We start from the raw sequence: 17,537 nt of genomic DNA, 5'->3' as shown, positions 1-17,537 counted from the left end.
GTCCGGGGCAGGCGATACGGATTGGTTTACATTCCTAAATGTTCCTTAACTCCACCAAGGTCACCCCACGATCACGCCGCGCTGCCGGCCATGGCGACGGCGACGTCCTCTGGTTCGGGATCCCGACCGAACCAGCCACGGACGCGTCCCTCGCGCAGCACCACGGTCCGATCCGCGAGACCCAGCAGCTCTTCCAGCTCCGAGGAGACGAGCAGGATCGCCGTGCCCTCCTCCGTCAGGGCCTGGAGAATCTCGTAGATCTGTGCTTTGGCGCCGACGTCGATCCCGCGCGTCGGCTCGTCCAGCAGCAGCGCCCGCGGCTGCCCGCCCAGCCACCGGCCCAGCACGACCTTCTGCTGGTTGCCGCCGGACAGCGTCCGGATCGGCGCGTCGGGGTCCGGCGCCTTGAGCGCGAGTCGTTCGCGAAGGTGGGAGACGAGAGCGGCGTCGCGGGACGCCGATGCGCGCCGGGTCCACGCGCGCTGACCGGACGACGCGAACGTGGCGTTCGCCCGCACCGACATGTCCATCGCGAGGCCGTGCTCGCGGCGGTCCTCGGGCACGTATCCCAGCCCGGCCGCGACCGCCGCCCGTGGTGCCGACGGCTTGAGCCGGCGGCCGTCCACCGTGATCTGTCCGGTGCGGCGCCGCAGGCCGAAGATCGCCTCGAGTACGGTCGAGCGCCCGCTGCCGACCAGCCCGCCGATGCCGACGGTCTCACCGGCGTGCACGTCGAACGAGAGCGGGTCGGCGAGGCGGCCGGCGGTGACACCGTCCAGCGAGAGGCGCACGTCGCCCGGCGTCACCGGCAGCCGCAACGCCTTGCCGGCCAGCGCGCGGCCGACCATGTCACGGATGATCTGTGCCTCGTCGGTCTCGGAGGCGGTTCGGACCGCGACCAGTTCGCCGTCGCGCAGGACCGCGATCCGGTCGCACAGCTCGAAGATCTCGTTGAGGCGGTGACTGATGAACACGACCGACGTGCCGCGGTCGCGCTCGGCGCGGACGATCGCGAACAGCCGGCGCACGTAGTCGTCGGTCAGCGAGGCGGTGGTCTCGTCGAGCACCAGGACCCGGGTGCCGCGGGCGAGCAGGTGCGCGACGTCGGTCAGGTGGCGGTCGTCCTTGGACAGTGCCCGCACCTTGGCCCCGGCCCGCAACGGAATGCCGGCCCGGTCGAGCACGTCGGTCGCCGCCTGCCGGGTGGCACCCCAGCGGACCACGCCACGGCTGGTCCGGCACGCACCGAGGAACAGGTTCTCGGCGACGTCGAGCTCCGGGCAGAGGTTCGGCTCCTGGAAGACCACGCCGACGCCGGCGGCGAGCCGGGCCGGCACGTCGCCGGGCGGCAGCGGGTGACCGTCGACGACGACCTCCCCCGCGTCGGGTGTCTCGTCACCGGCGAGGATGCGCATGAGCGTGGACTTGCCGGACCCGTTCTCACCGACCAGGCCGATGATCTCTCCGGGCGCGATGTCGAGGTCGACGCCGCGCAGCGCCGTGACGCCGCCGAAGCGTTTGACGATGCCGCGCATCCGCACCTGGGTCATGAGGCTGCCTTCCCGCGCCGCAGCCGGTCGATCCAGACAGCCAGGATCAGCACCGCGCCGGTGACGACGCCACGCCACAGCGCCTGCACACCGACGAGGTTCAGAGCGTTCTGGAGTACGGCGATGAACAGCACTCCGAGGGTCGTGCCGACCAGCGAGCTCTGCCCGCCGAGGAAGCTCGTTCCGCCGAGCAGTACGGCGGCGATGACCTCGAGCTCGATGCCCTGGCCGATGAGCGGGGACCCGGATTGGATGCGGCCGGCGAACAGCACCGCGGCGAGCCCGACGAGCAGGCCGTTGACGGAGAAGACCGCGATCCGGACCCGCTCGACCGGGATGCCGGACAGGCGCGCGGCATGTTCGTTGCCGCCCACGGCGTACACCTGCCGGCCGAAGTTGGTCCAGCGCATGACGAAGAAGGCGAGCGCCAGCGTCAGCACGGCGACCACGACCGGCACGGAGACCGGGCCGATCTCGCCGTCGCCGAGCCAGGTGAACAGACCGAACCCGGCCTTGTCGGAGAGCTGGACGCTGATCCCCTCGGTCGGCAGTTGGGCCGCCGATCGGTAGACCGCCAGGGCGCCCAGGGTGACCACGAAGAACGAGAGCCCCGCTTTGGCGATCAACGCTCCGTTCACCGCACCGAGCACGCCGCCGGCCAGGATCGTCGCGAGCAGCGCCACCCAGGCCGGCAGGCCGGCCACCAGGCAGCCGGCGGCGACCATCGTGCACAGCGCCAGCATCGAGCCGATCGACAGGTCGATCATGCCGGTGGTGAGCAGCAGGGTCGCGCCGATCGCGAGCAGCAGCGGGATCGCCAGGCCGCGGGCGACGTTGTTGAGGTTCAGGTAGGTCAGGAAGAGCGGTTGGCTGACGGCCAGCCCGACCACCATCACCACGAGCACGACACCGACGCCCGTCCAGGGAGGCGCCTCCGCGACGGCCGTCGCGAGCCTGCCGCGACGGCCGCGCGGACCGGGGTCGCCGACGGAGACCGACGGGGATGCGTCGGCGCCGGCGACCCGCAGCGCGTCGTTCACTTCGCCGCTGCGCAGCGCTGTTCGGCGGGCACCCACTCGGCCGCGTTCGACGCGTCCCACCGCTTGAACTCTGACGCGATCGGCGTAGCCGTCCCGCCGTCCTTCTTGAGCTTCGCGCCCAGTTCCGCGGCCTTGAAGCCCATGCCCCACTGGTCGGCGTCGTAGGTGGCGGTGATCGTGCCGTCCTTGACCGCCGCGATGCCCTCGGGGGTGCCGTTGATGCCGAAGATGATGACGTCCTTCATCCCACGCGCCTTGGCCGCGAGACCGGCGCCGACCGCGGAGTTGTCGTTGAACCCGAAGATGACCTGCACGTCGGGGTGCTTGGTGAGCAGGTCGTCCGCGAGCGCACGGGCGTCGTTGACGTTGTCCTTCAGGTTGTCCGCCTGCTCCAGGATCGTGATCTTGTTGGCGGCGGCGTTCTCCTTGAAGCCCTCCATCCGCTCGGTCACGGCCGGAATCGGCGGGCCGCCGATCAACAGGGCCTTGGCGCCGTTCGGGAGCTTCTCGGCCACGTACTTGGTGGCGTCGGCGCCCGCCTCGCGGCTGTCCTCGTAGACGCCGCCGGGCGCGGTGGTCTTCGCGTTGTACAGCTCGACGACGATGGCGTTGGCGTCCTTGGCCCGGCCGAACGGCGCGGTGAACGCCTTCTGGTCCAGCGGCAGGAACGCCAGCACGTTGGCACCCTGCGCGAGCAGGCTGTCGAAGTCGGAGATCTGCTTGTTCACGTCGAGGTTCGCGTCGAGGGTGATCACCTTGCCGCCGTTCTTCTCGGCGTAGCAGGTGATGCCCAGGTTGATGTTGTGCTCGCCAGGCTCCGTCGACAGCGGCGACGGGATGCCGTAGACGAGTTTGGCGTCCGACGACGCGCCGGCATCGCCCTTGTCACCGCACGCGGCCAGGGTCGACAGTCCGAGCAGAGCCGCTGCCGCCACGCTGATGGTTCTTCTCATTCGGGAGGCTCCTAAAGGGGTTACGCGGGGGCTCGCCACAAGCGGGTCTCGAGGTCGCCCGAGAGCACCTCGGCACCGTCCGCGGTCACATGGATCTGGTTCTCGAAGACGAAGACGCCGACCAGCCCCGCGTCGTCCGAGGGCATGAGGATCGGTTCGATCGACAGCGTCATGCCGGGACGCAGGGCCACGTCCTCGACCGGGTCGCCCGTGTGGTCGCGCACGAACGGCCGCTCCCACAACTCCAGGCCGATGCCGTGTCCGGACAGGCCACCGCCCGAACCACCCACTCCCTCGGCATCGAAGACCGCCTGACCGGCCCCGAAGACCTCCGACACGCGTACGCCGGGCCGGATGGTCGCGATCGCGGCGTCCAGTGCCGCGCCGGCGATAGCGGCGTAGCGCTCCGCCTCGTCGCTGATCCGGCCGATCGCGATCAGCCGGATGATGTCGGAGATGTAGCCGTCGCGGGCTCCCCCGCCGTCGAGGAAGACCACGTCGCCTTCGGCCAGCGGACGGTCGGACGCGGTGGTGTCGACGAGCCCGTACCGGTCGCGGCCCGCCACGCAGTTGAGGTAGACCGGCTTGGTGCCGGCGGTGATTCCCGAGCCGAACATCGTGGCCGCGGCGATCCCGACCAGTTCCCGCTCGGTCATGCCGGCGCGGGCGGCCTCCATCGCGGCCCGGTAACCGGCGGTGGTGGCCGTGACGGCCGCCCGGAGCCGGTCGACCTCCGCCGGCGTCTTGACCATCCGCAGCGTGCTGATCAGTTTCGTGGCGTCGACCGGGTCGACGGCCTTCACCAGCGCCTGGGCGGCCGGCCAGGGCAGCATGACGACCGCGCCGGCGCCGGTCTCCATGCCGATCCGGCCCGCGCGCAGGCCCAGCCGCTCGAGGTGACCAGAGACCTTGTCGGGGATCGCCATCGGGTCGGGATGGCCGTCGATCGTGCCGACCCACGAGGTGCCGTGGGCCGCGCCGACGTCGAACGCCGACGGGATCAGCACGGCGTCCCGAGGGTCGCGGGTCGCGATCATGCAGCCGGGCAACCAGCGGCCGACCGCCCAGATGACCGAGACGTACCCGCTGAGGTAGCGGATCGTCTCCTCCTGGGTGAGCACCAGAGCGTCGAGGTCGTACGCCTCGAGCAACCGGGTCAGCCGGGCGTACCGAAGCTGGTGTTCCGCTGTCGGGAAGTCGGGGTATGCGGGCTCACGACCGCCGAGGTCCGGCGGGGCTAGGGTTTCGTCGTGGAGGAGTCCGAGCGCTTCGTCGAACTCGCGCTCCGGGTGGAAGCTGACCTGCTCGGCCATGGCGGTTCCTTGAAGGCGACGCGCCGACTCTCGGCGGTGCCAGCACGCTAAGACCGCGATCTTCGAGAGTCAACGGAGAAGTTGCGCTCCGCACCGGATATCGAGTTCGAACGACCCGTTAAGTGCGGAAATCGAACCGCACCACTGGCCGCTCAGGTGACGTCCACCTGCCACTCGTAGGAGAACTTGACCACCTTGAGAATCAGCGAGTTCTCCACCGCCGTCACGCCTTCCAGGTCGCCGAGCCGCCCGCTCACGAACTCCAGCACGTGCTCCTGGTCGGTGAAGAACGCTTCGACGATGATGTCGTAGCGGCCCGCCGCCAGTCCCACGTAGCGGACCTCCGGGTACGAGCGAAGCTGGTCGGAGACCTGGTGCAGCTTGGCGAGTTGCACCCGGATCCCGATGATCGCGGACACGGTCAGCCCGGCGACGCTGGGGTGCGGTATGCCGACCACGTTGACCAGACCGTCGTCGACCAGCGCCTTGATGCGCTTGCGGACGGTCGTCTCGGTGACCTTCAACCGTCGGGCGATCTCGGTGTTGCTGAGCCGGCCGTCGGTCTGGAGAAAGCCGATGATGCGCCGGTCGAGTGCGTCGGTCTGACGCGGGACGAGGTCCTCCAGGCGCGGGAGGGCCTTCGTCGGTTCATCCGCCATGATTCGAGATCCGTTTCTCTCAGGCCCAAATGATACGAAGATCGACGCCCGCAGGTAACCCTGCCTTGACTTCCGATTCGAACGGGTGCTGACTTCTGCCCGTGACACAGACACCGTCCACGCAGGTCGACGAGGTGCGGCGCCGGCTCGTCGACGCCGGCGTGCGCTACTTCTTCGGCGCGTACACCGACATCCACGGAGTGCCGAAGTCGAAATGCGTGCCCATCGGGCACCTCACGTCAGCCGCGGGCGGGTCGGAACTCTATACCGTGGGCGCCCTCGAAGGGATGGGCGAGCTCGGCCCCAACGAGGACGAGTGCAGCGGCCACCCGGACCTGTCCGCGGTCACGGTGCTGCCCTGGGACACCCGCTATGCGATCGCGCCGGTCAACCTCGTGCTCGGCGGCAAGCCGTACCCCTTCGACTTCCGGCGCATCCTCCAGGACCAAGCGGCGGCCGCCGCGGAGCTCGGCTTCCGGTGTGACTTCGGGGTCGAGCCCGAGGTGTACGTGCTGCGCCGGGGCGCGGACGGCCAGCTCGCGCCGTTCGTGGCCGAGGACACCGTCAACGCGCCCACCCGCGGCTACGACGTCTACACCACGATGCTCGCCGACCCGTTCCTGGAACAGATGGTCGACCACATGGACGCGCTCGGCTGGGGCGTCTACTCCTTCGACCACGAGGGCGGCGAGGGGCAGTACGAGTTCGACTTCGGCTACAGCGACGTCGTCACGACCGCCGACCGCATGGTGATCTTCCGGCTGATGGCCAAGCACGTCGCGCGCTCGCTGGGCTGCCTCGCGACGTTCATGCCCAAGCCGTTCCAGAGCTCCTTCGGCTCCGGCGCCCACTTCAACCTCAGCCTCGCCGACCTCGACACGGGCGCGAACCGGTTCGACAGCGGCACCGGCTACAGCGAGGTCGCGCGCCAGTTCACCGCCGGCGTCCTGCATCATTCGGCCGCACTGACCGCGGTGCTCGCGCCCACCGTCAACTCGTACAAGCGGCTCATGCCCCGCGGGCTCATGGACGAGATCTCCTGGGCCCCGGTCTATCGGGCGTACGGCGACAACAACCGCACTCTGATGTGCCGGCTCCCGGCCAACCGGCGCTGCCTGGAGGTGCGGGTCGCGGACAGCGCGGTGAACTTCCATCTCGGCGCCGCGGTCACGCTGGCCGCCGGCCTGGACGGCATCCGGCGTGGGCTCAAGCCCGGCGACCCGGTCAACTACGACACGTACTCGCGGTCGGAGAAGGAACTGGACGCGGCCGGCGTGCACCGGTTGCCCTCGACGCTCGGCGCCGCCGTGGCCGCGTTCCGCGAGAGCGAGCTGATGGCCGAGGTTCTCGGCCCGGTGCACGAGGCGTACGCGAACTACAAGGAAGCCGAGTGGTTGGAGTACAACATGGTGGTCGGCGACTGGGAACGCGCGAAATACCTGGAGCTGTGGTGACCGCGCCGTCGTTGCGGGACAAGGCGAACCGGGTCGCGGCCGAGCGGATGTGCGCGGCGCGGCCGACGCTGGTCGGCGTCGAGCCGGCCGGGGCCGTCGTGCCCGGCATGACACCGACCACGATCCTCACCTCGGGGCCGCCGCTGGCGTGGTCCGACTACTACGGCGGGCAGCGGCACGCGATCCTGTCCGCCGCCGTCTACGAAGGACTCGCCCCTGACCTCGACACGGCCGACGCCGCGATCCGGGAGAACCGGATCACCGTCGAGAGCACCCACGACCACGGCTGTGTCGGCTCGGTCGCCGGGCTCTACACCGCGTCCATGCCGGTCTTCGTCGTCGAGGACGCCGCCACCGGCGTGCGCGGCTTCTGCAACATGTACGAGGGCGAGTCGCGCAAGAGGCTCAACTACGGCGTGTACGACGAGACGGTCGCGGCCGGGCTCGACTTCCTGCGCGACGGGCTCGCACCCGTCCTGGCCGAGGCAGTGCGACGCGCGGGCGGCGTACCCCTGACGCCGTTGATCGCCCGTGCCCTGCGGATGGGCGACGAGCTGCACAGCCGCAACACGGCGGCGACCACGCTGTTCCTCAAGGCCCTGACCCCGGTGCTGCTGGACATGGCCGCGGACGGCGACCACCTGGCGGTGCGCACCGCCTACGGCTTCCTGGCGGACAGCGACTACTCGTTCCTGCGCCTGGCGATGGCGGCGGCCAAGGTCTCCGCCGACTCGGCCCGCGACGTCGCGCACTCGAGCGTGGTGACCGCGATGAGCATCAGTTGCCGGGAGTTCGGCATCCGGGTCAGCGGCACCGGCGACACCTGGCACCGCGGTCCACTGCCCGATGTGGACTGCCGACTCTTCGACGGCTTCACCGAGGACGACATCGAGTGGATGGGCGGCGAGTCGCACATCACCGAGACCACCGGACTGGGCGGATTCGCTCAGGCCGCGGCGTTCGCGCTCCAGCAGTACCAGGGCGGCAGCCCGCAGGCCATGGTCGACATGAACCAGCGGATGTACCAGATCACGGTGGCCGAGCACCCGGAGTACCGGATCCCGTTCCTGGCCTTCCGCGGCAGCCCGGTCGGCATCGACGTGTTCAAGGTCGTGGAGACCGGCATCCAGCCGGTCATCGACGGCGGGCTGGCGGGACGCGGTGGCGGCCAGATCGGCGCGGGCATCCTGCGTGCGCCGATGGAGTGCTTCGCCAAAGCGGCCGCGGCCCTCGGCTAGCGGGGGTCACCACCACGAGAACACGGTGAGACAGGCGATTCCGCAGACGGCGACCGTCACGCCGCCGCTTGCCACCAGCACGTTCGCGCCCAGCCACAAGGCGACCTCGTCGATGGGCTTGAACAGCCAGAGGATTCCCTGCAACGGCGCCAACGCGACGCGGACCGTCCCGGCCAGGAGCTTGCTGCCGCTCCTGGCCGCGTCCTTGAGCTCGGTGCGGCTCTCGGCCACCTGCTCGTATTTCGGGGCCGCACAGAACCAGAAGGCGATGCCGCACCAGATCTTCACGAGGTCGATCAGGCCGTACGTGAGGAAGGCGTTGAGCGCGATCCGTCCCGGCCCGCCCTCGCGGATCGCGACGCCCGGATTGTGTGACAGGGCCGGGAGGATCGCGGTGGACAGCGCCGCCTGGCGGATCAGAAACGGAGCCAGGAGCAGAGTGCCCAGGACCAGCAGGACCACCGACGGGAACAGGCGCACGGCCGTCATGCGCCACGCGCCGCGGGTCGCCGGGTTGAAGTCCTCGGGCAGGGTCACGTCGCCCGGCCAGCGGTTGAGTCGCACGGTGTAGGGCACCTGCGCGGCGCGCGCGGTGAACGCCCGCACACCGACGAGGGCGATGACGCCGGGCAGGAAGGCCAGCAGGGTCACCTGCTGGTTCGCGAAGCGGAGCAGGCCGCGCAGCGTCGTGCCGATCGCGGCGAAGCCGACCAGCGCCCCGGTGCCGACGAGACTCCCGCTCATGGGCTGCCTGACGGGTTGTGGCTGGTCGACTGCTCGCCGCGGGGTGACCGGCCGCGGTGCGCGGTCCGCGCGCACGTCCTCGAGCCGGCCGCCGCCCTCGGCGAGCATGAAGTGCGCCGCACCCTCGTTCACCGCGGCGACGGCTTCGAGCAGGTCCGTGCTGTGCGACGCGGGCGCGCCAGCACGGCGGGCACCTTCCTGCGCACCGGCCAGGATCCTGGTCACCGTGGCGTTGGGCATCGGCATTTCGCCGTTCGACGACCGATGCGGCAGGCGGTTCGTGTGCTCGACCAGGCGGGTGTTCAGCGCGGCGAGGTCGAAGCCCGCCTGGCCGAGGAGCCAAGGACAGGTCGCGTCCGCTTCGACGAGCGCACGCAGCACGTCCAGGTCGGTGATGAGCCAGTCGCGACGGCCCGCCGCGTAACCGCGGGCCACCCCCAGGACCCGGAGAGCGGCGTCGGTCCACTCGCCGCTCATGGCAGGACCAACGGCAGGCGCGACGGAAGCGGGGACGACTCGGGAATGAACATCCGGTCGCCCAGATCCTTGGGGAAGAAGAGCTCCGAGCCGTTGCGACGGACGAACCCGTAGTTCGGACCCATGGCCTTGACGCACGACTCCAACGGTCCGCCGACGGCGAGCGGCTCCTCGCGCAGCCGCAGATGCAGGTCGAGGCCCGCGCTGAAATGCTTGCCCGCGTGGTACCGCAGGCCGGCCCGCTCATTCAGGCAGCCGATGGCGAGGAGCCGCTGCCACTCCTGCGCCTTGGGATAGGGCGCGATCGCGTCGCGATAAGTGGACTCCTCGGCCGGGCCGGGTGCACCGCGCGCGATCGCGGTCAGGATCGCGGCTGTCTCGTCGTCGTTCTTCGGCTGCACGTAGAGGGCGGGTGAGCTCCCGTCGTAATAGGTGAGCCGAAGGCGGTGGAGCGTCGGCGCGTTGACGAAGCACGGCTCGCCGATGACCGTGTCGTCCCAGCGCACCCCGGCACCGAGTGCCCGGTCGAAATAGGCCACGGCCTCGTCCTGGTAGCCGGCGTCCCAACTGAGGCAACTCAGGCGCAGCAGCGCCTCCACGGACCGCGGTGCGGCGGCCAGCACGTCGAGCCACGCGCGGGCGGCCCGACGGACGTCACCGGCGGCGGTGGCTTCTCGCGCGACGTCTCGCTTCGCCACCGCGGAGCCGGCCGTTCCCAGGTCCGGCAGGCTGCCCAACGCGCACACGATCAGGACGACGGCGAGCACCATCGCGACGACGTTGAGCGGTTTGACCCCGCCGGAGCGCGCGGGGCGCGGGGCGACGGCCGGCGGTGGCGGCTGGGCGACGGAGACCGGAGCAGTGGGCGGGCGGCGCACCTCGATGCCGATCGGCAGGGCGGCCGGGAGGTCCCAGGTCAGCTCGCCCGGTGACTGGGCGCTGGGCGCGGCCGTTGCCCGGAGTTGTTCGAGCGCCGCGGTGTCCTGACCGGGTCGGCTCATGAGCCGGTGGGAGGCGATGTCCCGGACCAACGCCTGGACCAAGGCCGTGACGGCCGCCGCGCGAAAGCCCCGGTGGAGACTCATGGTCAGTGAGATGACGGTCGTCTGCCCGTCGGGCCGGCGGCAGGTGATGAGGATGACCGCGAGTTTGAGGAAGGCGACCTTGCGGAGAATGAGCTGTATCCGTGTTGGCCACTCGAATCTCACCTGACCCGCGTACCGGTGGTCAGCCCACTTCCTGTCGTCGTTCGCGTGCAGGCCGATGAGATAGCCGGTCATCGGTCCGGACTTTGTCTTGATCTCGCGCGTGACGTAGATCAGGCGTCGGTCGGTGATCGCCAGGGGGCAGTCGAAGTCGCCCATGGTCCAGAGAATGTTCGGATCGTCGCCCACGGGCCGGAGCTCCGAGACATCGCGGAGGGTTCCTGTCCAGCGGAGCGGCTCGTCGGCGGCCAGGTGCGCGCGGAAGTCAGGGCCGATCGACGGCCAGAGGATGTCGTCCTGAGGCTGGCCGGACGCTTCTCGCCGTGCGATCAACGGCTCCATGAAGCGTCTCCCTAATGGCGGTCAATGCCACAGAGTAGTGCCGCAATGGTGTCTTTCCGGAATGGATGGTCGGTTGATACGACACGTCGGACGGTTCGCTCACGGCGCCGATCATCGTGAGGTCAGCAGTGAGCTGTGGCCGGTAAAGGGCTGGACGGGGTGATGGTCGGGCTTGTAGCTTGCCGTTGACCGTGACACCGCCCGAGGAGGTGAGACCCATGAACGCTGTATCGATGTGGGTGCTCCCCCTTCCCGTCACGGGCGGGCGACTGACGTAGGTGTCGCCGGGAGCGCCTCGCCAACAGGCACTCCCGAAAGGCACCACATGTTTGACGTGATCATTGCCGGCTGCGGTCCGACCGGCGCGCTGCTGGCCGCCGAGCTACGGCTCCACGGCGTGCGGGTCCTCGTTCTCGAGAAGGAAACCGAGCCCACGTCGTACGTCCGCATCGTCGGTCTGCATATTCGCAGCATCGAGCTGATGGCCATGCGCGGGCTGCTGGAGCGGATGCTTGAACGCGGACGACAGCGACCGGCCGCCGGCTTCTTCGCCGCGATCAACAAGCCCGTGCCCGAGGGCCTGGACTCCGCCCACGCTTATCTGCTGGGCATCCCGCAGCCGGTCATCGTTCATCTGCTCGAAGAACATGCGATCGCCATGGGTACGGAGGTTCGGCGCGGTTGTGCGGTGGCCGGTGTCGCGCAGGACGACGACGGTGTGACCGTCGAGCTGGCCGGCGGCGAACAGCTACGTGCGCGGTATCTCGTCGGCTGTGACGGGGCGCGCAGCACGGTCCGCAAGCTGCTCGGCGTCGGATTCCCCGGCGAGCCCTCGCGGACCGAGACGCTGATGGGCGAGCTGGCCGTGGGCATGCCCGCGGAGGAGATCGCCGCCAAGGTGGCAGAGCTCCGCGAGACCGCCAGGCGATTCAGCCTCACGCCGTTCGGCGACGGAGTCTGTCGCGTCGTCGTGCCTGCCGCGGGAGTCAGCGATCGTGCGGAACCGCCCACCCTCGAGGACTTCAAACAACAGCTACGCGCAATCGCCGGAACCGACTTCGGCGTACACACGCCGCGTTGGTTGTCCCGTTTCGGAGATGCCACCCGGCTGGCCGATCGTTATCGGGTCGGGCGGGTGCTGCTGGCCGGCGACGCGGCGCACATCCACCCACCGATCGGCGGGCAGGGCCTCAACCTGGGCGTGCAGGACGCGTTCAACCTCGGCTGGAAGCTGGCCGCGCAGGTCCACGGCTGGGCGCCGGAGGCACTGCTGGACACGTACCAGGCCGAACGTCACCCGGTCGCCGCGGAGGTGCTGGACAACACCCGCGCGCAGACGGAGCTGCTGTCCACCGAACCAGGTCCGCAGGCCGTGCGCCGACTGCTCACCGAGCTGATGGACTTCAACGAGGTGAACCGGCATCTGATCGAGAAGATCACCGCGATCGGCATCCGGTACGACTTCGGCCCCGGACCCGACCTGCTCGGCCGCCGCCTGCCCGACATCGACCTGAAACGGGGCACTCTTTACGGTCTGCTGCATCGCGGCCGCGGCCTGCTGCTCGACCGCACCGAACGCCTGAGTGTCGGCGGCTGGTCGGACCGGGTCGACTACCTCGCGGATCCGGTCGCGGCGCTGGACGTTCCGTGCGTCCTGCTGCGTCCCGACGGTCACGTCGCCTGGATCGGTGACGACCAGCGGGATCTGGACGGCCAGCTTTCCCGCTGGTACGGCGAGTCAGGAGCCGTCACGGAGGTCGGCGAGGCGTTCCGGTGAGAAGCGGATCTCGTCGAAGGTCGCGCTGCATCCTTCACCGGTCGGCGACTGCCCCTCGAAACCGATCCTGTCGTCCTCGCTGTGCTCGTCAAAGGCGAACATTCGGATCAATTGCCAGGTCTTGCCGTCGAGCGAGGCGTGGTACGCGTACACCTGATCCAGACGTGAGACCCGCAGCCACACCGAGCGGCCCGGCACCACGAAAGCGTTCGCGTCGTCCGAGACACCACGGCAGACGACGGACACGATCATGGGCTCGGCCGCCGGTGAGAACTCGAAGCACAGCTTGGCCCAGCGCCGCTCGTCGAGCCAGACGAGAAGCACACCGGCGTCGAAGGTCGCCGCGAAGCCCACCGTGACCCGGGCACTGAACTGGAAGTCACCCGTTGGCGCGGCGCCGAGCAGCGTGGCGGCGTTGAGCAGGGACTCCGCGCTGACAGCGGCACCAGGGTCGATGAAAAGGTCGGTGTGCGGCTGCGCCGACACGGTCACGGCGCCGGCCGCCTCGTCCACCTGCCAGAGCTCCGCGGCCGAGGGAACGAGCGGGAACGGCATACCGGGAATGATCAAGGGGTCAGCCATGCCTCAAGACCGTACAGCGATTGACTGCCGCGCACACTGGGTGTGCGGTGGCTTTGCCGGGATATCGGTGCTGCCCCAGGGACATCTGGGTGGCCGCCAATGCGCCGGGCCGGGGTGTTCCCGGGCGGCGTACGTGTTCTGGCATGTGCTTACGTACCAGAACACGTACGCCGCCGGGCGCAGACTCCTCACCCCCGCCACGGGAATGCCGCCGGCCGGCGATCCGCCACCGCGCAGCCGGCTGCCCGCGGCCCGTGTGCTGACCGCCCGGCACCGGGCCTCGCCGAGGCGATCCGCAGTCCTCGGATTTCCGTCGCGACAACCGAATCCGACGGTCAGCTCACCTGCCAGGACGCGTTCGCGGCACGGTGTGCCGCGACATGAGGACCCTCCACTGTGCTGGTCCATGATCCTGTTCAGCCGGTCCACAAGCCGACCGCACTCACCCACGATCGTGTGTGGCTGGTCGGGTTCTCGCGCGGCGTGTCGACCAGACCTGGCACACAGGATCACGCGGAACGCCCCTGGCCATACAGACCCACCACGCATGATCACGCCCAGCCCGCCGGCCGCCCAGCCACCAGCCCCACCCGAACCGGCTCAGGCGAGGACGCGCCGACAACACCGCCGCAAGTCCGGACGAAGGTGCCGTGCCGCCGGGCGGAGCCTGCGCCCGCGGCAGCCGGGGCTCAGTTATGAATCATGGCCACGACCGGCCAGTTCCCGTCACGGCGAACCGCGGGGCGCTGGCCTCCCATCGCGCGATCCGTGACGCGTCCGACCCCCCATCACGCGAACCGCAACGCGCCCGGTGCCCATCACGCGCGCCGCAATGCGCCCGCCTCCCGTCGCGGGGGCCGCGACGTGCCCACCCCCATCACGCGCGCCGCAATGCGCCCGCCTCCCGTCGCGGGGGCCGCGACGTGCCCACCCCCATCACGCGCGCCGCGACGGGCCGGATTCCCGTCGCGGCTCGCACTGGTGGCGCGACGGGATCGCCCGTGTGGTTGATAAGCGGAAGACCGTTAGGCGGCGGTGGACGGATGTTCGGCTGACAGTCAGGGCGTCAGCCGGCAAGGCATCGCGACGATCTCCCTGGCCGATCCCGCTCATGGGACCTGCTGGGGATGATCTGGGAATGCTGACTTGGACGCCCGATCTCGGGTTGCTGAAGGCACTGATCGCGATGAACGACGGCAAGACCGACATCGTCCTCACGCCGCCCGACCAGCAGGTGCTGGAGTGGGCTCGGGTCGAGGGCTACCGGGTGACGGTCGCGGCCGGGACGGCGGAGATCCGGCCCGGTGACGACCTGGACGCACCGCCACCGCCGCTGACGTTCTGACCGTTCAGTCCTGGCCGAACGTGCGCGTTCCCCTTGCCACCGCGACGTCGACGAACGCGCGGGCTCGCGGGGACAGTTCGCCCGTACGCCAGACCAACGCCCACTCGTTCGGCGGTGCGTCCTCGACGCGAAGCAGGACGATGCCCGGATGCGAGTAGTACCGCGCGTAGTGATCGGTCAGCGGTGACACTGCCTGACGGGTCGCGACGGTGTGGAGTACCTCGTGGAAGGTCTTGACCTCGGGGCCACGCAGCACGGGCGTGCCGTCGGGGGTGGACCTCGGCACCATGGATTCGATCCAGTAGTCCGGCGCTCGCGAGCCCAAGCTCACAAAGGCCCGTCCGCCGAAGTCGGCCCTCGTCACCGACGGCCGGTCGGCCAGTTCGTGGCCGGCCCACACCGCGAGCAGGCGTCGCTCGGTCAGCAGGGTCGGGCCTTCGACGAGGTCGGGTTCCCGGACCGGCCGCCAGACCAGGGCGAGGTCCACGTCGCCCGCCCGAACGTCCGTGAACGGATCGCTGACGTGGATCTCGTGCTGGACCACGTCGCAGCCGGGATGGCGGTCGCAGAACAGTTGGATGACGTCGTGGATCTCGTGCCCGACCGCGCCCATGATCCCCAGCCGCACGGTGCCCGTGATGCCGCGTGCGGACTGGGTCGCCCGGGTCAGACCGCCCCGGATCGCGTCGTATCCCACTCGCAGGTCGTCGCGGAGTTGTTCGCCGAGCGGGGTCAGCGTCACCGCGCGGCTGGTCCGCTCGAACAGCGCGCCACCGATGCGTCGTTCCTGCGCCTTGATCGCCTGGCTCACCCTCGCCTGCGAGACGTGCAGCCGCTCGGCGGTCCGGCCGAAATGCAGTTCGTCGGCCAGCGTCAAGAAGATCTCGATGTCGCGAAGCTCCACCCGCGTACCCCCGCCTCACTTATGGATCTTGCTGGCGCAGGCTACCCGTGATGCCATCCAGGACGGTGGTCAGGCCGCGGTCGAAGGTCTCGTCGGCGTCGAGGTGGGCGCCGTCGATGACGAGGCGGGCGATGGTGGGATATCGGCCGGTGTCGAGCATGCGTGTGACGTAAGGGCCGAGGGTGGCCTGCCAGGCAGCCTCGTCGGTGCCGGTCGAGCGGGCCGTGCGTCGCTCGGTGATCTCCCTGCGGAGCGCTCCGATGATGAAGGCGTTGAGAGTGCCTACCGCCCGCTGGAGATCGTCGATGCCGCGCACGCCCGGGGCATGCAAGAGCGCCGCCGCGGTCGCCTCGCCCACTGCGAGCGCGTGCGGTCCCAGGTGCGGCCGCCCGCCGAGCACGTCGGCGAACCACTCGTGGGCGAGCGCGGCGTCCCGGGTCGCACGGGCGATGGCCAGCACCGTGGCACGCCACTCCGCATCCTGCGGGGCCTCGGCGATCTGGGCATAGACCATGTCGACCATCAGATCGAGCAGCTCGGACCTGTTGAGCACGTAGTCGTAGAGCCGCATCGGACCGACGCCGAGCTCTTTGGCGATCTTGCGAAGGGACAGGCCCTCCAGGCCGTGCTCGTCGGCCAGCAGCAGAGCCGTCGCGGCGATCTTCGACCGGCTCAACGGCACCGGTGCCGCCCGCGGTAGGGGCTCGGGCCGTTCCCACACGGGCAACGGTGCGCTACCGTACGGCGTATCCATGCGATACAGCGTACGCTAAGGAGATTGAAATGCGAATCGCGATCGCCGGCGGTGGTCTTGGCGGGCTGACGCTGGCACGGATCCTGCACCGACACGGCATAGCTGCGGTGGTGTACGAGCGCGAGGCGAACCGATCCGCCCGGTCACAGGGCGGCATGCTCGACCTGCACCCGGAGTCCGGTCAGCGGGCCTTGGCCGACGCGGGTCTCACCGCCCGGTTCCAATCGGAGGCGCGACCCGAGGGCGAGGAGCATCGCATCCTCGACCCGGCCGGCCGGACCCTGGTGCACCACACGCCGCAACAGGGACCCGGGTCATTCGACGGACGCCCCGAGATCGACCGACGGGCCCTGCGTGACCTTCTGCTCGACTCACTCCCCCGCGACGCGGTCGCCTGGCACCACCGGCTCACCAAGGCGACTCCGCGACCCGACGGAGGCTGGGCGCTGACGTTCGACAATGGTCAGAGGATCGCCTGCGACCTCCTCGTCGGTGCTGACGGCGCGCGCTCGGTCGCCCGGTCACTGGTGACCGACGCGCGACTGTCCTATGTGGCCACGCTCGTGGAGCTGAGCATCGGCGACGTCGATCGGCGCCACCCGGAGCTCGCCGAGCTGGTCGGCCCCGGCAACCTGTGGTGCGTCGGCGTGAACCAGATCCTGGCGGCGCAACGCCTCGGCGACGGCAGCCTCCGCGTCGGGGCCTCGCTGCGCGCGGACGATCGCCAGATCGGAGACAAACGCGCCCTGCTGGACCTGTTCGGCGACTGGGACCCACGCCTCACCGCACTCATCGAAGCCGGCGACGGCACGGTGACGGAGCGCAGGATCGAGGCGATGCCCACCGGCGCGCGTTGGCCGAGCCGGCGCGGCGTCACCCTCATCGGCGACGCCGCGCATCTCATGCCACCGGTCGGCGAAGGCGCCAACCAGGCCATGCTCGACGCCGCCGAGCTCGCCGGTCAGCTCGCCGCGAACCCCGGCGACCCGGACTCGGCGATCCGGGCGTACGAAGAGGCGATGTTCACCCGGATCCAGCCGATCGCCGAGATGTCGGCCCGAGTCCAGGCGATGATGCTCTCCCCGACCGCGGCGGAAGACATCGTCCGCTTCTTCACGCGCCGGCCCGCCGAGCCGGCGCTCACCGACTGAACCGGTGGATCGTGGCGCTCTGCCGGCGGGGCGAGCGTTCGTCGTGGGG

Annotated in this window: 15 protein-coding genes; 5 read left to right on the top strand and 10 right to left on the bottom strand. The window is 70.0% G+C overall.

The genetic code is table 11. From position 1 onward, the window contains the following. Positions 1-71 precede the first annotated feature (71 nt). The 5 genes from BLV39_RS33930 to BLV39_RS33910 form a co-directional block, all read right to left on the bottom strand. Positions 72-1,550 (bottom strand): sugar ABC transporter ATP-binding protein, encoded by a 1,479-nt coding sequence (locus BLV39_RS33930; protein ID WP_090801319.1) that lies wholly within the window; start codon positions 1,548-1,550, stop codon positions 72-74. After that, complete coding sequence (locus tag BLV39_RS33925; protein WP_143050005.1) at positions 1,547-2,650, bottom strand: ABC transporter permease; 1,104 nt, start codon at positions 2,648-2,650, stop codon at positions 1,547-1,549. Before BLV39_RS33925 ends, BLV39_RS33930 begins: the two co-directional genes overlap by 4 nt. Beyond that, positions 2,587-3,543, bottom strand: a complete 957-nt coding sequence (locus tag BLV39_RS33920; RefSeq protein ID WP_090801315.1) for a sugar ABC transporter substrate-binding protein — start codon at positions 3,541-3,543, stop codon at positions 2,587-2,589. The genes BLV39_RS33925 and BLV39_RS33920 overlap by 64 nt, the downstream gene beginning before the upstream one ends. Before the next feature lie 20 nt (positions 3,544-3,563). Beyond that, the gene (locus BLV39_RS33915; protein WP_090801313.1) at positions 3,564-4,856 is read right to left on the bottom strand and encodes a M24 family metallopeptidase; all 1,293 of its coding nucleotides are present in this window, start codon (positions 4,854-4,856) and stop codon (positions 3,564-3,566) included. Between the two features lie 152 nt (positions 4,857-5,008). Next, on the bottom strand, positions 5,009-5,515 hold the full coding sequence (locus BLV39_RS33910) for an Lrp/AsnC family transcriptional regulator (protein WP_090801311.1): 507 nt from the start codon (positions 5,513-5,515) through the stop codon (positions 5,009-5,011). 101 nt (positions 5,516-5,616) lie between these two features. On the opposite strand from BLV39_RS33910, the gene BLV39_RS33905 reads away from it, so the two are divergent. Then, positions 5,617-6,969: a hypothetical protein gene (locus tag BLV39_RS33905; RefSeq protein ID WP_090801309.1), complete on the top strand. Its 1,353-nt coding sequence runs from the start codon at positions 5,617-5,619 to the stop codon at positions 6,967-6,969. Next, on the top strand, positions 6,966-8,207 hold the full coding sequence (locus BLV39_RS33900) for a YlbE family protein (protein WP_204082729.1): 1,242 nt from the start codon (positions 6,966-6,968) through the stop codon (positions 8,205-8,207). Before BLV39_RS33905 ends, BLV39_RS33900 begins: the two co-directional genes overlap by 4 nt. Before the next feature lie 6 nt (positions 8,208-8,213). On the opposite strand, the gene BLV39_RS33895 is transcribed toward BLV39_RS33900, so the two are convergent. Next, positions 8,214-9,428: a Clp protease N-terminal domain-containing protein gene (locus BLV39_RS33895; RefSeq protein ID WP_090801308.1), complete on the bottom strand. Its 1,215-nt coding sequence runs from the start codon at positions 9,426-9,428 to the stop codon at positions 8,214-8,216. Continuing rightward, complete coding sequence (locus tag BLV39_RS33890) at positions 9,425-10,975, bottom strand: tetratricopeptide repeat protein (protein ID WP_090801306.1); 1,551 nt, start codon at positions 10,973-10,975, stop codon at positions 9,425-9,427. Before BLV39_RS33890 ends, BLV39_RS33895 begins: the two co-directional genes overlap by 4 nt. 325 nt (positions 10,976-11,300) lie before the next feature. Here BLV39_RS33890 and rox point away from each other — a divergent pair, with 325 nt between their 5' ends. Beyond that, positions 11,301-12,752: a rifampin monooxygenase gene (gene rox / locus BLV39_RS33885; protein WP_090801304.1), complete on the top strand. Its 1,452-nt coding sequence runs from the start codon at positions 11,301-11,303 to the stop codon at positions 12,750-12,752. Here the strand turns inward: rox and BLV39_RS33880 are convergent. Further along, positions 12,714-13,334, bottom strand: a complete 621-nt coding sequence (locus BLV39_RS33880) for a DUF1349 domain-containing protein (RefSeq protein ID WP_090801302.1) — start codon at positions 13,332-13,334, stop codon at positions 12,714-12,716. The two genes, rox and BLV39_RS33880, sit on opposite strands and share 39 nt — an antisense overlap. A gap of 1,138 nt (positions 13,335-14,472) precedes the next feature. Between BLV39_RS33880 and BLV39_RS33875 the strand changes: the two genes are divergently transcribed. Then, the gene (locus BLV39_RS33875) at positions 14,473-14,679 is read left to right on the top strand and encodes a Rieske (2Fe-2S) protein (protein WP_090801300.1); all 207 of its coding nucleotides are present in this window, start codon (positions 14,473-14,475) and stop codon (positions 14,677-14,679) included. Positions 14,680-14,683: 4 nt separating this feature from the next. Here the strand turns inward: BLV39_RS33875 and BLV39_RS33870 are convergent, their stop codons facing one another. Together BLV39_RS33870 and BLV39_RS33865 are read right to left on the bottom strand one after the other, a co-directional pair. Next, positions 14,684-15,583, bottom strand: a complete 900-nt coding sequence (locus BLV39_RS33870) for a LysR family transcriptional regulator (protein WP_090801298.1) — start codon at positions 15,581-15,583, stop codon at positions 14,684-14,686. Between the two features lie 19 nt (positions 15,584-15,602). Continuing rightward, positions 15,603-16,337 carry a TetR/AcrR family transcriptional regulator gene (locus tag BLV39_RS33865; RefSeq protein ID WP_176985228.1) on the bottom strand — a complete coding sequence of 245 codons (735 nt, stop codon included), beginning with the start codon at positions 16,335-16,337 and terminating at the stop codon, positions 15,603-15,605. Positions 16,338-16,366: 29 nt separating this feature from the next. Between BLV39_RS33865 and BLV39_RS33860 the strand changes: the two genes are divergently transcribed. Beyond that, positions 16,367-17,488 carry an FAD-dependent oxidoreductase gene (locus BLV39_RS33860; RefSeq protein WP_090801293.1) on the top strand — a complete coding sequence of 374 codons (1,122 nt, stop codon included), beginning with the start codon at positions 16,367-16,369 and terminating at the stop codon, positions 17,486-17,488. Positions 17,489-17,537 lie beyond the last annotated feature (49 nt).

Source organism: Asanoa ishikariensis (genome assembly GCF_900107455.1).
In the GTDB taxonomy this organism is placed as follows: Bacteria; Actinomycetota; Actinomycetes; order Mycobacteriales; family Micromonosporaceae; genus Asanoa; species Asanoa ishikariensis.
This window is presented reverse-complemented; position numbering and strand designations above follow the sequence as displayed.

Bases quoted from the DNA above. Each gene is read 5' to 3' on its own strand.
- rox (WP_090801304.1), top strand. From the start codon at position 11,301: ATGTTTGACGTGATCATTGCCGGCTGCGGTCCGACCGGCGCGCTGCTG.
- BLV39_RS33860 (WP_090801293.1), top strand. From the start codon at position 16,367: ATGCGAATCGCGATCGCCGGCGGTGGTCTTGGCGGGCTGACGCTGGCA.
- BLV39_RS33915 (WP_090801313.1), bottom strand. From the start codon at position 4,856: ATGGCCGAGCAGGTCAGCTTCCACCCGGAGCGCGAGTTCGACGAAGCG.
- BLV39_RS33930 (WP_090801319.1), bottom strand. From the start codon at position 1,550: ATGACCCAGGTGCGGATGCGCGGCATCGTCAAACGCTTCGGCGGCGTC.
- BLV39_RS33880 (WP_090801302.1), bottom strand. From the start codon at position 13,334: ATGGCTGACCCCTTGATCATTCCCGGTATGCCGTTCCCGCTCGTTCCC.
- BLV39_RS33875 (WP_090801300.1), top strand. From the start codon at position 14,473: ATGCTGACTTGGACGCCCGATCTCGGGTTGCTGAAGGCACTGATCGCG.
- BLV39_RS33890 (WP_090801306.1), bottom strand. From the start codon at position 10,975: ATGGAGCCGTTGATCGCACGGCGAGAAGCGTCCGGCCAGCCTCAGGAC.
- BLV39_RS33910 (WP_090801311.1), bottom strand. From the start codon at position 5,515: ATGGCGGATGAACCGACGAAGGCCCTCCCGCGCCTGGAGGACCTCGTC.
- BLV39_RS33895 (WP_090801308.1), bottom strand. From the start codon at position 9,428: ATGAGCGGCGAGTGGACCGACGCCGCTCTCCGGGTCCTGGGGGTGGCC.
- BLV39_RS33865 (WP_176985228.1), bottom strand. From the start codon at position 16,337: ATGGATACGCCGTACGGTAGCGCACCGTTGCCCGTGTGGGAACGGCCC.
- BLV39_RS33920 (WP_090801315.1), bottom strand. From the start codon at position 3,543: ATGAGAAGAACCATCAGCGTGGCGGCAGCGGCTCTGCTCGGACTGTCG.